General features: G+C 69.9%; 12 protein-coding genes and 1 pseudogene. 7 read left to right on the top strand and 6 right to left on the bottom strand.

The window, feature by feature from the left end:
* Positions 1-8: 8 nt before the first annotated feature.
* Together KALB_RS34250 and KALB_RS34255 are read right to left on the bottom strand one after the other, a co-directional pair.
* Positions 9-671, bottom strand: a complete 663-nt coding sequence (locus KALB_RS34250; protein ID WP_025360189.1) for a response regulator transcription factor — start codon at positions 669-671, stop codon at positions 9-11.
* Positions 668-2,251 (bottom strand): sensor histidine kinase, encoded by a 1,584-nt coding sequence (locus KALB_RS34255; protein ID WP_148309765.1) that lies wholly within the window; start codon positions 2,249-2,251, stop codon positions 668-670. The genes KALB_RS34250 and KALB_RS34255 overlap by 4 nt, the downstream gene beginning before the upstream one ends.
* Positions 2,252-2,412: 161 nt before the next feature.
* Between KALB_RS34255 and KALB_RS34260 the strand changes: the two genes are divergently transcribed.
* Genes KALB_RS34260 through KALB_RS34270 form a run of 3 tightly spaced genes read left to right on the top strand, consistent with a single transcriptional unit; the run spans position 2,413 to position 5,111 of the window.
* Complete coding sequence (locus KALB_RS34260) at positions 2,413-3,216, top strand: ABC transporter ATP-binding protein (RefSeq protein WP_025360191.1); 804 nt, start codon at positions 2,413-2,415, stop codon at positions 3,214-3,216.
* Positions 3,209-4,063 carry an ABC transporter permease gene (locus KALB_RS34265; RefSeq protein ID WP_025360192.1) on the top strand — a complete coding sequence of 285 codons (855 nt, stop codon included), beginning with the start codon at positions 3,209-3,211 and terminating at the stop codon, positions 4,061-4,063. Before KALB_RS34260 ends, KALB_RS34265 begins: the two co-directional genes overlap by 8 nt.
* Positions 4,064-4,076: 13 nt before the next feature.
* Entirely contained in the window at positions 4,077-5,111 is a 1,035-nt protein-coding gene (locus KALB_RS34270; protein ID WP_025360193.1) for an ABC transporter substrate-binding protein, read from the top strand.
* A 224-nt stretch (positions 5,112-5,335) separates the two neighbouring features.
* Here KALB_RS34270 and KALB_RS34275 read toward each other — a convergent pair whose 3' ends face one another.
* Positions 5,336-5,653 carry a hypothetical protein gene (locus tag KALB_RS34275; RefSeq protein WP_148309766.1) on the bottom strand — a complete coding sequence of 106 codons (318 nt, stop codon included), beginning with the start codon at positions 5,651-5,653 and terminating at the stop codon, positions 5,336-5,338.
* A gap of 32 nt (positions 5,654-5,685) precedes the next feature.
* Here KALB_RS34275 and KALB_RS34280 point away from each other — a divergent pair, with 32 nt between their 5' ends.
* Positions 5,686-6,759, top strand: coding sequence for a GNAT family N-acetyltransferase (locus tag KALB_RS34280; RefSeq protein ID WP_025360195.1), 1,074 nt, complete (start codon positions 5,686-5,688; stop codon positions 6,757-6,759).
* A gap of 19 nt (positions 6,760-6,778) precedes the next feature.
* Positions 6,779-7,801, top strand: a complete 1,023-nt coding sequence (locus KALB_RS34285; RefSeq protein ID WP_025360196.1) for a LacI family DNA-binding transcriptional regulator — start codon at positions 6,779-6,781, stop codon at positions 7,799-7,801.
* On the opposite strand, the gene KALB_RS34290 is transcribed toward KALB_RS34285, so the two are convergent.
* Positions 7,798-8,706 carry an HNH endonuclease signature motif containing protein gene (locus KALB_RS34290; RefSeq protein WP_158510869.1) on the bottom strand — a complete coding sequence of 303 codons (909 nt, stop codon included), beginning with the start codon at positions 8,704-8,706 and terminating at the stop codon, positions 7,798-7,800. The two genes, KALB_RS34285 and KALB_RS34290, sit on opposite strands and share 4 nt — an antisense overlap.
* Before the next feature lie 1,163 nt (positions 8,707-9,869).
* On the opposite strand from KALB_RS34290, the pseudogene KALB_RS34295 reads away from it, so the two are divergent.
* A pseudogene (locus KALB_RS34295) lies at positions 9,870-10,163 on the top strand (transposase); the annotation flags it as partial.
* Positions 10,164-10,166: 3 nt separating this feature from the next.
* Here the strand turns inward: KALB_RS34295 and KALB_RS34300 are convergent.
* On the bottom strand, positions 10,167-11,198 hold the full coding sequence (locus tag KALB_RS34300) for an IS630 family transposase (RefSeq protein WP_236650411.1): 1,032 nt from the start codon (positions 11,196-11,198) through the stop codon (positions 10,167-10,169).
* Here KALB_RS34300 and KALB_RS49605 point away from each other — a divergent pair.
* The gene (locus KALB_RS49605; RefSeq protein ID WP_148309767.1) at positions 11,079-12,248 is read left to right on the top strand and encodes an IS3 family transposase; all 1,170 of its coding nucleotides are present in this window, start codon (positions 11,079-11,081) and stop codon (positions 12,246-12,248) included. The genes KALB_RS34300 and KALB_RS49605 overlap by 120 nt on opposite strands.
* A gap of 590 nt (positions 12,249-12,838) precedes the next feature.
* On the opposite strand, the gene KALB_RS34310 is transcribed toward KALB_RS49605, so the two are convergent.
* Positions 12,839-14,221, bottom strand: coding sequence for a GH1 family beta-glucosidase (locus KALB_RS34310; RefSeq protein ID WP_025360198.1), 1,383 nt, complete (start codon positions 14,219-14,221; stop codon positions 12,839-12,841).
* Positions 14,222-14,391: the final 170 nt, after the last annotated feature.

A 14,391-nucleotide genomic window follows, 5' to 3' on the forward strand; every position in this document is an offset into this window, starting at 1 on the left:
GGTACCCATCAGCCCCGGCGCCACTCGTACTGGTGCTCGGGGCGGCCGGTGGCCCCGTAGCGCAGGGTCATCAGCGCGGCCCCGTCCTGGGCCAGCGCCGCGAGGTAGCGCTGGGCGGTGGCACGCGCGATGCCCAGACCGGCGGCGATCTCGGCGGCCGACTGGGCGCCCCCGGCCGCGCGCAGGGCGTCGGCCACGAGCTTGGCGGTCACCGTGGACTGTCCCTTGGGGGCGTGCGGGTGGTCGCCCTCGTGCAGGGCGCGCACCGCCCGGTCGACCTCCTCCTGGGTCAGCGTGCGCACCGAGGCGGACAGCTGCCCGCGGTACCTGGCGTACGCGGTGAGCCGGTCCGCCAGCTGCTCGGAGGTGAACGGCTTGATCAGGTAGTTGAGCGCGCCCGCGGCGAGGGCGGCGCGGACCGAGTCGCTGTCCGAGGCGGCGGTCAGCATGATCGTGTCCACCTCCAGCTCGGCAAGCAGGGCCACCCCGGCCCGGTCGGGCAGGAAGTTGTCCAGCAGCACCAGGTCCGGGGACAGCTCACGCACCAGCCGGGTCGCCTCCGCCGCGGTGCGCGCGGTGCCCACGACCACGAACCCGGCCACCCGGTCGGTGAACGCGGCGTGCACCTGCGCCACCCGGAAGTCGTCCTCCACAACCAGAACCCTGATCACGCCAGCACCTCCGGCAGGGTCGCGGAGAAAACCGCGCCATGCTCGGTTCCACCGGGATCGGCCAGCCGCACGTCCCCGCCGAGGCTGCGCGCGGCCTGCCTGGTCAGCGCCAGGCCGAGACCGCGACCCTCACCGTCCCGTGTGGACACTCCCTCCAGGAACAGCACCTCCCGCAGGTGCTCGGGCACGCCGTCCCCGCTGTCGGCCACCGACACGTGCAGCGAGCTGCCCTCGGCGACCAGGTCCAGCTCCACCCGGGCCGGGCGCCTGCCACCCACCCGGGCCGCCTCGATCGCGTTGTCCACCAGGTTGCCCAGCACGGTGGTGACCTCCACCGGCGCGAGCACCCTGGTCGGCACCCAACTGGCCTCCCCCACCTGCAACGCGACCCCCTTCTCGGCGGCGGCAACGCTCTTCGCGGACACGAACGCCTGAAGATACGGGTCCGGCACGGCCTCCGTCGCCGCGCCCAGCGGCACGGCCGGGGCCTCGAACAGGGCGTGCAGGTACTCCACCGCCTCCCGGTGGTGGTCGGTCTGCAACAGCCCGGACAGGGTGTGCAGCCGGTTGGCGAACTCGTGCTGCTGGGCGCGCAGCGCGTCGGTGAGCCTGCGCACCGAGTCCAGCTCCCTGGTCAGGGTCTCCAGGTCGGTGCGGTCGCGCAGGGTCAGCACCCCGCCCAGGTCCACCCCGTCCCTGCGGACCTGCCGGTGCGTGGCGACCAGCACCCGGTCCCCGGCCACGGCGATCAGGTTGTCCACCGGCTCACGCCGCAGCACCGCCTCGGCGAGCCGGCCCGGCAACTCCAGCTCCGCGAGCGGCGTACCCGGCTCAGGCGAGCGGCCCAGCAGGCGCGCCGCCTCCCCGTTGCACACCGAGAGCCGCCCCGCCGCGTCCACGGCGAGCACGCCCTCGCCGATGCCGTGCAGCACGGCCTCCCGCTGCTGCACCAGCTCGGTCAGCTCGTTGGGCTCCAGCCCCAGGGTCCGGCGCTTGAGCAGGCGGGTCAGCAGCGCCGAGCCCGCCACGCCCAGCGCCAGGGCGCCCGCCGCCACGGGTGCGGCCAGCCCGAGCAGCGCCAGCAACTGGTCGTGGATGCCCTCGGCGTTGAAGCCCACGCTGACCTCGCCGACGATCGTGCCCGCCGTGTCGCGCAGCGGCACCTTGCCCCTGGCCGACAGACCCAGCGTGCCCTGCTCCACGTTGGAGACCTCGTTGCCCGCCACGGCCTGGCTGAAGTCCGTGCTGACCTGTTCGCCCACCTCGTCCGGATTGGGGTGCGCGTAGCGCTTGCCGGACTTGTCGGTCACCACGACGAACAGCGCGCCGGTGGCCAGCCGCGCGCGCTCCGCCCTGGCCTGCACCACGTGCTGCGGGTCGGCCTGCGCCACGGCGGCGCCGATGTCCGGGTCGGCGGCCACGGCGCGGGCCACAGCCACGGCGCGCTGCTCGTACTGGTGGGTCAGGTTGTCGTTCAACAGCCACCCGGTGAAGGCGAAGCCGACCCCGACGACAAGCGCGACCAGTCCGATCTGGAGCAGCAGCACCTGCCTCGCGAAGGGCATGCGGGGTTGGGACATGCGCAGACGGTACCTCCGACCAGCGGTTGTACCGCGAGCAAAACGTGCGAAACACGAGCAACGTGCAATGGGCGAACAACCTCGACAAGCTTCGTGACGGTGACCGTCCTCACCTACGGTCCCGCAACAACGAAACCTCGACTTAACCAGGGAGTCACGCCATGACAGCGCCTGTCATCGAGCTGCGGAGCGCCACCAAGCGCTTCCGCAGCGGGTCCGGCGGGGTGCACACCGCAGTGCAGTCCCTGAGCATGACGGTGCGTCCAGGCGAGTTCGTCGCCGTGGTCGGCCCGACCGGCTGCGGCAAGTCCACCACCCTGTCGCTGGTCTCCGGGCTGGAGCCGCCCTCGGAGGGCCAGGCCCTGGTGCGCGGCGAGAACGTGTCGGGCATCCCCGAGGGCGTGGGCTACATGTTCCAGAACGACGCGGTCATGCCCTGGCGCACCGTGCTGGACAACGTGGCCGCGGGCCCGCGCTTCCGCGGCGCGTCCAAGGCCGAGGCCCGCAAGCGCGCCGAGATCTGGGTGGACAAGGTCGGACTCGGCAAGTTCGGCGGCTACTACCCGCACCAGCTCTCCGGCGGCATGCGCAAGCGCGTGGCCCTGGCCCAGACCCTGGTCAACGAGCCGGAGATCCTGCTCATGGACGAGCCGTTCAGCGCGCTGGACGTGCAGACCCGCGCGCTGATGCAGGACGAGCTGCTGCGCCTGTGGTCGGGCACCGGCGCGGCGGTGATTTTCGTGACCCACGACCTGGACGAGGCGATCGCGCTGGCGGACAAGGTGGTCGTGATGACCGCGAGCCCGGCCACGGTCAAGGCCACCTTCGAGGTGGGGCTGGACCGGCCGCGGAACGTGGAGGAGATCCGGATGACGCGTGAGTTCCAGGACGTGTACCGGGAGATCTGGCAGTCGCTGAAGGAAGAGGTCGACAAGACCCGGGAGAGGAGCTCGGCCGGTGTCTGAGGCAATCGCAGTCGGCACGCCCAAGCGCGAGGTGAGCGTGGCCGTGTCCGCGGTGCGCAAGCGCCGGATCAAGGTGTGGTCGATCCGCGCCGCGCTGGTGGTGCTGTGGCTGGCCAGCTGGGAGATCGCGGCCACCTACTGGATCGACCCGTTCTACTACTCCAAGCCCAGCCAGGTGTGGCTGAAGCTGGTGGAGTGGTTCACCCAGGGCACCAGCTTCGGCTCGATCTGGGCCAACATGCTGGTCACCATGGAGGAGGCCGTGGGCGGCTTCCTGCTCGGCGCGCTGGCCGGGGTGGTGCTGGGCATCCTGCTGGGCCGCAGCCCGCTGCTGGCCGAGATCTGCGCCCCGTTCATCAAGGCCGTCAACGCCGTGCCGCGCATCGTGCTGGCCTCGCTGTTCCTGATCTGGTTCGGCCTTGGCCTGCAGTCCAAGGTGGCGACCGCGTTCATCCTGGTGTTCTTCGCGGTGTTCTTCAACGCCTTCCAGGGCGCCCGCGAGGTGGACCGCAACCTGATCAACAACGCCAGGATCCTGGGCGCCAGCCGGGTGCAGGTGCTCACCACGATCGTGGTCCCCAGCGCGACCTCCTGGATCCTCGCCTCGCTGCACTCCGCCTTCGGCTTCGCCCTGATCGGTGCGGTGGTCGGTGAGGTGGTCGGCGCCGAACAGGGCCTCGGCCTGCTGATCGCGCGCTCCCAGGGCAACTTCGACACCCCGGGCATCTACGCGGGCATGATCGTGATCACCGTGCTGGCCCTGGTCGCCGAGGCCCTGCTGACCGCGCTGGAGAAGCGCCTGCTCAAGTGGCGTCCGCCCGCCGCGCACACCGAAGTCCAGATCTGAGGAGACCCCCGAGATGAAGCTCCGCACCCCCGCGGTCGTGCTGCTGGCCGCCGCGACCGCACTGAGCCTGGCCGCCTGCCGGGACTCCCGCTCCGACGGCGCGGGCGGTACGCAGACCAACCTGAAGATCATGGTCGGCGGCATCGACAAGGTGATCTACCTGCCCGCCAAGCTGACCGAGCAGCTGGGCTACTTCAAGGAACAGGGCCTGACCGTGGACCTGGCCACCCAGCAGGCCGGGGTGAACGCCGAGAACTCGCTGATCGCGGGTGACGTGCAGGGCGTGGTCGGCTTCTACGACCACACCATCGACCTGCAGACCAAGGGCAAGTGCCTGCAGAGCGTGGTGCAGCTGGCCAACATCCCCGGTGAGGTGGAGGTCGTGGCCACCGCCAAGGCCGACCAGGTGCGCTCCGCCGCCGACTTCAAGGGCCGCAAGCTGGGGGTGACCGATCTGGGCTCCTCCACCGACTTCCTCACCCAGTTCCTCGCCTCCCAGCACGGGCTCAAGGCGGGCACCGACTTCACCGAGGTCAAGGCCGGGGCCGGGTCCACCTTCGTGGCCTCGCTGGAGAACGGCCAGATCGACGCGGGCATGACCACCGACCCGACCGTGGCCCAGCTGACCTCCACCGGCAAGGGCAAGGTGCTCATGGACATGCGCACCGTGGAGGGCACCAAGGCCGCGCTGGGCGGGCTGTACCCGGCCAGTTCCCTGTACATGACCTGTGACTACGTGGCCGCGCACCAGGACGTCGTGCAGAAGTTGGCCAACGCGCTTGTGAAGACGTTGAAATTCGTCAACACGCACTCCGCCGCGGAGATCGCCGAGAAGATGCCCGCCGACTTCGCGGGCGGCAACAAGGACCTGTACGTCAAGGCCATCAACGACACCAAGTCCATGTTCAACGCCGACGGCCGCATGCCCGCCGACGGCGCCGCCAACGTGTTGACCGTGCTCAGCCAGTTCTCGCCCAACGTCAAGGGCAAGAAGGACACGGTGGACCTGTCCAAGACCTACACCACCCGGTTCGTGGACAAGTCCTGAACCGCCCCGGGAATGCCGCACACCCCCTGCCGTGCGGCATTCCCGGGCTCTTGACCGGTCTACTAGCGTGATGTGGGTCGTGTTGGAGCATCCGGTCACGCTCCACGGCGTACCGTCGACTCACCCGTTGGACCGAAGAAGAGGAGACCGGCGGTGCGTGCCTTGTGGGCCACCTCGGGGTCGGCGGTGGCCGCTTCCGCGGTGGTCGGCGTCCTGCTGGGTGCCTACTTGCACGAACGGTCGGTCAACGAGCACGAGGCCGCGCACACCCAGGCCCCGGTGGCCACCACCACCGTGCGCACCGAGGTGTCCACCATCGTGGTCACGATGACGCCGACCTCCACCACCTCCAGTGCCCCGCAGGCCGTGGTCAACAAGCCCGTGGACCCGAGCTCACCGTCCAGTGCGGCCCCCCGGCCGACGACGACCACCACCACCACGAGGACCACGCCCAGGCCCACCTCGGCGTCCCCGACCACCACCAGCACCTCGTGCGGCTGGATCTGGTGCCCGCCCGCCGGGCAATAACCCCGCCGAAACACGCAGGCAACGGCGGTCGGTCACGCTGGAGGCCATGAGCACCTCGACTTGGCGGCTGCGCGTCCACCTGGACGACAACCCCGGCGTGCTGGCCAAGCTGACCGTGCACCTGGCCGCGCGGGACTGCAACGTGCTGGCCCTGTCTGTGCTGCCCGTGCCCGGCGGTGTCGTGGACGAGCTGGTGATCAGCGCGCCCGACTCGCTGCGGCCCGCCGACCTGGTCGGCGTGGTCCGCGCCGAGGGCGGCAGGCGGGTCGCCATCACCGCCGCCCGGGTGCACGACCTGGTCGACGAGCGGGCCGCCACCCTGCGGGCCGCCGCCCGCGCCGTGGCCGACCCCGCCGAGGTGGCCGCCGCGCTGCGCACCGTGCTCGGCGCCGACTCCGTGGAGCCCGTGAACACCGGCTCCGCCCTGGTCGGCTGGGGTGTGGAGGCCGTGGACGCCCACCAGTTCGTCCTCGGCATGCCCGAGGGCGGCGCCATCCTCGTGCGCCGCGGCTGGGCCCCGTTCACCGACACCGAGCTGTCCAGGGCCTTCGCCCTGGTCGAGCTGCTGCGCGCCACCCAGAGCATCCCGCTGGGCCCCCGCGCCGTGCTGACCTCCGACGGCGCCGGGATCGTGCTGCGCGCCGGTCGGCAGGCCGACACCGAGGCCGTGGCCGCCCTGCACCGCCGCTGCTCCATGCGGAGCCTGTTCGCCCGCTACCACGCCGGGGTGCGCAGCGTGCCCCGCCGCTGGCTGCACCGCCTGCTCGCCCCGCCGCGCGGCAGCACCGTGCTCGCCGTGTGCGGGCACCAGGTCGTCGGCATCGGGCAGCTCATCGGCATGACCACTCCTGACCTCGCCGAGGTGTCCCTGCTCGTCGAGGACGAGTGGCAGCGACGTGGGGTGGGCACCGCCCTGCTCGGCTACCTCGCGGGCATGGCCCGGGGCGCCGGGTTCGCCGAGCTGATCGGCTGGTGCCTGCCCGCCGAGGAGGCGCTGATCCGCACCGGCAGCCGTGCCGGGCTGCCCGGCTCCGTGCGCACCGAGGACGGGCTGCTGCGGGTGTCGCTGGCCCTGAGCCACCAGGACAGAGGGGATAAGCTGCACCCGAGTTGCCGGTGAGGAGTGGTGCGGTGTGGTGATCCAGCGGCCTGATGCGCGTCCCACCCTGGAGGACGTGGCCGCCAGGGCCGGGGTGTCCCGCGCGACTGCCTCCCGCGTGCTCAACGGCTCGCCCCGGGTCAGCCCCGCCGCGCTGGAGGCCGTGACCACCGCCGTGGTCGAACTCGGCTACCAGCCCAACCAGGCCGCCCGCACCCTGGTCACCCGGCGGACCGGGGCCGTGGCCGTGCTGTTCTCCGAGCCCCAGCCCAAGATCTTCAACGACCCCCACTTCGCAGGGATCGTGAAGTGGGCCGCCACCGGCCTCGCCGTGCACGACTCGCAGATGGTGCTCGTGCTCGTGCACTCCGAGGAGGACCAGCTGCGGGCCCAGCGCTTCCTCGCGGGCGGCCACGTGGACGGCGCCCTGCTGTTCACCCCGCACCAGGACGACCCCCTGCCCGAGGCCGCCCACAAGCTGCCGCTGCCCGTCGTGTTCGGCGGTCGGCCATGGGGCACCCTGCGCGGCCTGCACACCGTCGACAACGACAACGAGGGCGGCGGCGAACTCGCCACCCGCCACCTGCTCGACCTCGGCTGCCGCCGCGTCGTCAGCATCACCGGCCCCTCCGACGAACTCGCCGCCCTCGACCGCCTCGCCGGCTGGCAGCGCGCCGTCCACGCCGACGAGACCCAGACCGCCCACCTCACCGAGAGCGGCGGTTTCAGCCGTGAGGGCGGTGAGCGCGCCATGACCGAACTGCTGCGCCGCGTCCCCGACCTCGACGGCGTGTTCGCCGCCAACGACCTGATGGCCGCCGGCGCCCTCACCGCCCTGCGCGCCGCCGGCAAACGCGTCCCCGAGGACGTCGCCCTCATCGGCTTCGACGACGACCCCTCCGTCGCCCCGCACACCGATCCCCCGCTGACCACCGTCCGCCAGGAGATCGGCACCCAGGTCCAGGCCATGATCGACTGCCTGTTCCTGCTGATCCGCGGCGAGGAACCCAAGCAGCGCCACGAGGTGCTGCCCGTCCAGCTGGTCCGCCGCCGCTCCTCCTAGCTTCTTCGCCTCCTCCGGAGCCAGCCCGGCGGCGTGAACTCCGGCCTGCCGTTGACCATGTCGATTGTCCAGCCGCTGTGGTGGATCAGTCTGTGGTGCATTCCACAGAGCAGCACCAGGTTGGTCAGCGCCGTGTCCCCTCCGTCCGCCCAGTGGATGATGTGGTGTGCATGGCAACTGCTCGGCCGTCGCCTGCACCCCGGGAAGGCGCAATGCTTGTCCCTGACGATCAGTGCTCGTCGGAGGTGGGGCGGCACGGTGTAGCTGATCCGCCCGACGTCGAGCGGTTCGGAGTTGCTGCCCAGTACCACTGGGAGGACCTTCGCGTCGCAGGCCAGTCGGCGGATCGCTGATGGGGCGAGTTCGGTGGTGCCGAGCCCGTTCTGGAGTGTTGTCAGCGGCACGGTCACTGCGATGTGGGGGCGTTCTCCGCCTTCCGTCGGCGTCGTGCTGGTCTCCAGCAGTTCCGCGAACGCGTCCCCTTGCCGTTCGGGCAGGGTGCGTGTGTCGTGGGCGTCGTGTGGTTTCGCCAGCGGGCTGAGGACTGCCTCCAGCAGGGCGCCGGTCTCCGCGTCCAGGCACCCGTGGAACCGTACTGACCCGTCCCGCCGTGTGTCGTACCGGAACTCTCGTCGCGGATGGGCGAGTTCGTCCTCGCTCGGTAGCGCCCCGTCGGGGTCCAGCCGGTTGACGATCTCCCGGCCCAGTGGCACCAGGTTGGAGGCGTCCAGTGTCTGGGCCGCTGCTGCCAGGACCTCGACAGCCTGCTCCCGGTCGGCCGCACCGATGTGTGGCGGCAACTCCCGTAGCACCCGGTTGATCACCGACAACTGCTCCGGCTCAAGCGGAACTGCCACCGGAACCCCCGCGTGCGCGATCCGCTGTCTGGCTTCCTTCTTGCTCACGCAGAGCACACCGCGCAGCAACTCACTCAGGCTCGGGTACCCCACCCGCTCCGCCACACCCCGCGCATCCGCCTCCGCGACCAACCCCAACACCCGCGCATACGCTTGCCGCAGAACCACTTCCGCGTCCTGCACTCACCCAACAGCTCCGCGTCCCCCAACCGCCACAACTCCGTGACGGTCACAGTGTCCACAAACGCTGTCATACCAACAACTCTACTCCCCAATCCACCCCAAAACCTTTACCCAACAACGGCTATCCATGTGGGTGACCAACCCCAAACCCGACACACCCAAATCAAACAGCAGGCCCCACACCCGAGACCGGGACTCGTCCTCCCCCAGACCAGGACTCGCCCTCCCCCGAGCGGGACTCACACACCCCAAGCCGGGACTCGCCCTCCAGACAGCGGAACTCGCACTCCCCGAACCGGGACTCGTGCTCCAGGCAGCGGAACTCGCGCTCCCCAGCACGGGACTCACGCTTCAGACAGCAGGACTCACACCCGAGGCCGAAACTCACCCTCCCCCAGACCGGACTCACCCTCCCCGGAGCGGGATTCGCGCTCCCCCAAGCGGGACTCACACACCGGAGACCGGGACTCAGGTTCCCCAGACCGGGACTCGCGCTCGCCCAGAGCGGGACACCCGCTCACCAAGCCGGGACTCGCACCCCAGACAGCGGAACTCGCCCTCCCCCAAGCGGAACTCATGCTCGCTAAACCGGGACTTGCCCTCCCCAAGCCGGGACTCTCGTTCACCAGAGCGGGACTCGTGCTCCTCAGACCGGGACTCGCACTCCACACAGCGGGACCCACACACCGGAAGCCGGGACTCGCGCTCTCCAAACCGGGGCTCACACACCCCAGACCGGAACTCCCGCCCCAGACAGCGAGACCCACACACCGGAGACCGGGACTCACCCTCCCCAGACCGGAACTCGCCCTCCCCCGAGCGGGACTTACACACCCCAAGCCGGGACTCGCACCCCAGACAGCGGAACTCGGCCCACCGGCGGCCGGGCCTCACACACCAGAGGCCGGGACTCGCGCTCTCCAAGCCGGGGCTCACACTCCACACAGCGGGACTCACACACCTCAGACCGGAACCCTGTTCCGTATCGGGTTTGATGGAGACATCGAAACCTGGAAGGAACCATCACGATGCCCGCGCCGAAGAAGTACCCCGACGAGTTGCGTGAACGCGCGACCCGGATGGCCGTGGACGCCCGCCGGGACCCCGCCACCGCGCCAGGCGCGATCAAATGGATCGCCGACCAACTGGGCATCCACCCCGAATCGCTACGGACCTGGGTCAAACAAGCCGAGATCGACAGTGGGGACCGGTCGGGCACCACCACCAGCGACGCCGAGCGCATCGCCCAGCTGGAACGCGAGAACCAGGAGCTGCGTCGAGCCAATGCGATCCTCAAGTCCGCGTCGGCTTTCTTCGCGGCGGAGCTAGTGTCCTGCGCCGGAAATCCGCCTACAAAATCGGGCGAGTGACTCGAGGATCTCTTCGGCGGTCTTGGTCCAGATGAACGGCCGTGGATGGGTGTTCCAGTCAGCGATCCAGACGCGGATGTCCTTCTCCAGCGCTTGGACGCTGCGGTGGGTACCTCGGGTGATCTTCTGGTCGCTGAGAAAGCCGAACCAGCGTTCGACCTGGTTGATCCACGATGATCCGGTCGGGGTGAAGTGCATGCGGAACCTGGGGTGCTTGGCCAGCCAGGCCTTGATCGCCGGGGTCTTGTGAGTGCCGTAGTTGTCACAGACCAGGTGGACGGCCAGCTCCGCCGGGACCGTCTTGTCGATCGTGATGAGGAACTTCTTGAACTCGGCGGCCCGGTGCTGACGATGCAACTCGGCGATCACCGTGCCATCGGCGACGTCGAACGCGGCGAACAGGCTGGTGATGCCATTGCGGGCGTAGTCATGTGTGCGCCGCTCAGGCATACCCGGCATCATCGGCAGCACCGGCTGGGAGCGGTCCAGTGCCTGGATCTGACTCTTCTCGTCCACGCACAGCACCACCGCCCGCTCGGGCGGATTGTGGTACAGGCCAACGACATCGACGACCTTCTCCACGAACAATGGATCGGTCGAGAGCTTGAAGGTCTCGGCACGGTGGGGTTTGAGCCCGAAATCGCGCCAGATCCGGCCGATGGTCGACTTGCTCAGCCCGGACTTCTCCGCCATCGACGCCCGAGACCAGTGTGTGGCGTTGCGCGGGGTCTCCTCCAGAGTCGCCACGATCACCTCTTCGACCTGGTCCACCGTGATCGACGGCGGACGGCCCGGCCGTTCCTCATCGACCAGGCCCTCCAGCCGATGCTGGAGAAATCGCCTGCGCCACTTGGTCACCGTCGACGGGTGAACCCGAAGATCCTCGGCGATCTGCTTGCCTGGCAGGCCGTCCGCGCACGCCAGCACAATCCTGCACCGCTGTGCCAGCACCTGCGACGACTTCGCCCGCCGCGCCCACCGTTCCAGCGTTACCCGCTCCTGCTCGGTCAACGTCACCTCAGCAGGAGGACGTCCAATCCGCGCCATCAACCCAGACTAGACTTATGTGGCGGATTTCCGGCGCACGACACTAGACCGCCCCTCCCGCTGATCGTCGACTACATCGACACCCACAAGCACCAGTTCGGAGTCGAGCCGATCTGCACCGTGCTCACCCAGGCCGGCATGAAGATCGCTCCGAGCACCTACTATGCCGCCCGGTCCCGCCCGCCGTCAGCCCGCGCGGTCCGCGATATCGCCATCACCGCGAAGATCACCCAGATCCACCAGGACAACTACGGCGTCTACGGGGTCCGCAAGGTCCACGCCGAACTGGTCCGCCAGGGCGGGGTCCACGGCCGAACAGTCGCCCGCTGCACCGTCGCTCGACTGATGAGAACGGGTGGCCTGCAAGGGGTTTCCCGACTGAGGACACCACGCACCACCCGACCGGGCAAAGGGAACGACTCGCGCCCGGACTTGGTCAAACGGACCTTCACCGCCCCGGCGCCCAACCGGCTGTGGGTCGCCGACATCACCTACATCCGCACGTTCACCGGCTGGGTGTATGCCGCGTTCGTGCTGGACGTGTTCTCCCGCCGTGTGGTCGGCTGGCAGGTCTCCACCAGCCTGCGCACCGGCCTGGCGCTCGACGCGCTGGAGATGGGCCTGTGGACCCGTCGACGGGACCGACAGGACACCCGCGCCCTGGTCCACCACTCCGACCGCGGCGCGCAATACGGGGCGGTGCGCTACACCCAACGGCTGGCCGCCGCCGGCGCGGTGGCCTCGGTCGGATCCGTGGGCGACAGCTACGACAACGCCCTGGCCGAGGCGTTCAACTCGATCTTCAAGGCCGAGTTGATCCGCAACATGGGCCCCTGGCGCGGCATCGACGATGTCGAGATCGCCGTCGCGGAGTACATCGACTGGTACAACCACCGCCGGCTCCACGGCGAACTCGGCCTGATTCCACCGGTGGAACACGAAGCCAACCATCACCGCGTAAGCACACCCGCGTCGACACCGAGCGGATGATCAGACCCTCCATCAAACCCGGTACTTGACACCCACCCTCCCCAAGCCGGGACTCGCCCCACCACAAGCGCCACCACGCCCGCACCCCACCCTCCGACCCGCACCACCCAACCCCCGTACGCACCAACCTCAACCGGGTTGGTTTTGTGTGAGTAGCGGCGGCCATACGCTCGTCGGCGAATCGGGGCATCCCCCCATGCCCCGGAACCCCCGATCCAAGGCCGCCGCGAGGGACCCGCACCAAACCAACCCACGCCCCCAGCCCCGCCACACCCCGTACCCCGCCCCCGCATCCCACCAACCGAGAAACCACCCACCACCGCAAACACACCACCCCGCAAATCCCGGCGCGCCCACACCGCACAGCGGGACTCGCACACCCCAGACCGGGACTCACGCCCCTGAGGCCGGGACTCGCGCTCTCCAACGCGGGACTCGCGCCCCACAGAGCGGGACTCGCCGCACACCAACCGCCGACACACCACCCCCGAACGCCCGACACACCGCCCCGGAACGCCCGACACGCCGTCCCGCAAACGCCGACACGCGCTACCGCAACCGCCGACACGCGCCGCGCACCCCACCCGACCTCACACCGGCAGTTCGTTCTCCGCTGCGATGCGCGCGAACAGCCGCCCGCTGTCCTTGATGGTTCGGCGCTGGGTCTCGAAGTCCACGTGCACCAGGCCGAAGCGCTGGCCGTAGCCCGCGGCCCACTCGAAGTTGTCCAGCAGGGACCAGGCGAGGTAGCCGCGCACGTCGACCCCGGCGTCCACGGCGCGGTGCACCGCCCGCAGGTGGTCCACGAGGTAGCCGCTGCGCTCAGGGTCCTCGACCGTCCCTTGTGGACTGATCAGGTCGGGGAAGGCGGACCCGTTCTCGGTGACGATCATCGGCACCCCGGGGTAGTCCCGGCCAAGTCGGCGCAACAGGGTGTGGAACGCGTCGGCGTTCTGCTCCCAGCCGAAGCCGGTGAGCTGCCCGCGCGGTTCGAGCATGCGCACGCCGCGCAGACCGGGCAGGTTGCCGGGGGTGACCGCGAGCGGTTCGTCGGCCAGGGAAACACGGACCGGGCTGTAGTAGTTGATGCCGTACCAGTCCAGCGGGGTGGCGATCAGGTCGAGGTCCCCGTCGGCGACGACCCGCTGCCAGTCGCCCAGCCAGGCGGTGTCGGCCAGCACGTCCGCCGGGTAGCCGCGGCCGAACACCGGGTCGAGGAAGAACCTGTTCTGCAGGCCGTCCACCTTGCGCACGGCCTCGCCCGCGGACGGATCCTCCGCCAGCACGGGCGACAGGTTCAGCACGATGGACAGCTGGTGGTCCGAGGGCGCCTGCGCGCGCAGGGCCCGCATGGCCAGACCGTGCCCGAGCAGCAGGTGGTGGGCCGCCTTCAGCGCGGCGACCGGGTCCTGGCGGCCCGGGGCGTGGATCCCGCTGCAGTAGCCCAGGAAGGCCGAGCACCAGGGTTCGTTCAGCGTGGTCCACATCCGCACCCGGTCGGCGAACCTGGCGTGCACCAGTGCCGCGTACTCGGCGAACCGGTGGGCGGTGTCCCGGTTGGGCCAGCCGCCCGCGTCCTCCAGCGCCTGCGGCAGGTCCCAGTGGTACAGCGTGGCGACCGGTTCGATCCCCTTGTCCAGCAGGCGATCCAGCAGCCTGTCGTAGAAGTCCAGACCACGTCGTTCGACCGGGCCACGGCCGTCGGGCTGCACGCGCGGCCAGGCCACCGAGAACCGGTACGCGGCCAGGCCCAGGTCCGCCAGCAGTTCCACGTCCTCGCCGTAGCGGTGGTAGTGGTCGCAGGCCGGGTCGCCGGTGCCGCCGCCGTCCACCTTGCCGCGCGTGGCCGAGAACGTGTCCCAGATCGAGGCCCCTCGGCCGTCCTCGTGTGTGGCGCCCTCGATCTGGAACGAGGAAGTGGCCACCCCCCACAGGAACCCGGCGGGGAACCGCAGCGCGGTGCCCGTGGTCATCTGACTCCCCCTTCAGCCAAAATGAGAGCGCTTCCACTTTTTTGGGTGACAGCCCTCACTGTCAAGCTCCCGAAGCAGATCTGTGACCAAAAGGCACGAGCGGGTACACTCCGCTACGGCGAGCAACGCCCTGTGAGCGCGAGGAGGTGGTTGGCGTTGAGTACTGACGG

The sequence above is a fragment of the Kutzneria viridogrisea DSM 43870 genome (assembly GCF_000525635.1).
Classification (GTDB): domain Bacteria; phylum Actinomycetota; class Actinomycetes; order Mycobacteriales; family Pseudonocardiaceae; genus Kutzneria; species Kutzneria viridogrisea.

Excerpts from the sequence above, each read along its gene's own strand:
- KALB_RS34255 (WP_148309765.1), bottom strand. The coding sequence starts at position 2,251 with ATGTCCCAACCCCGCATGCCCTTCGCGAGGCAGGTGCTGCTGCTCCAG.
- KALB_RS34260 (WP_025360191.1), top strand. The coding sequence starts at position 2,413 with ATGACAGCGCCTGTCATCGAGCTGCGGAGCGCCACCAAGCGCTTCCGC.
- KALB_RS34270 (WP_025360193.1), top strand. The coding sequence starts at position 4,077 with ATGAAGCTCCGCACCCCCGCGGTCGTGCTGCTGGCCGCCGCGACCGCA.
- KALB_RS34280 (WP_025360195.1), top strand. The coding sequence starts at position 5,686 with ATGAGCACCTCGACTTGGCGGCTGCGCGTCCACCTGGACGACAACCCC.
- KALB_RS34310 (WP_025360198.1), bottom strand. The coding sequence starts at position 14,221 with ATGACCACGGGCACCGCGCTGCGGTTCCCCGCCGGGTTCCTGTGGGGG.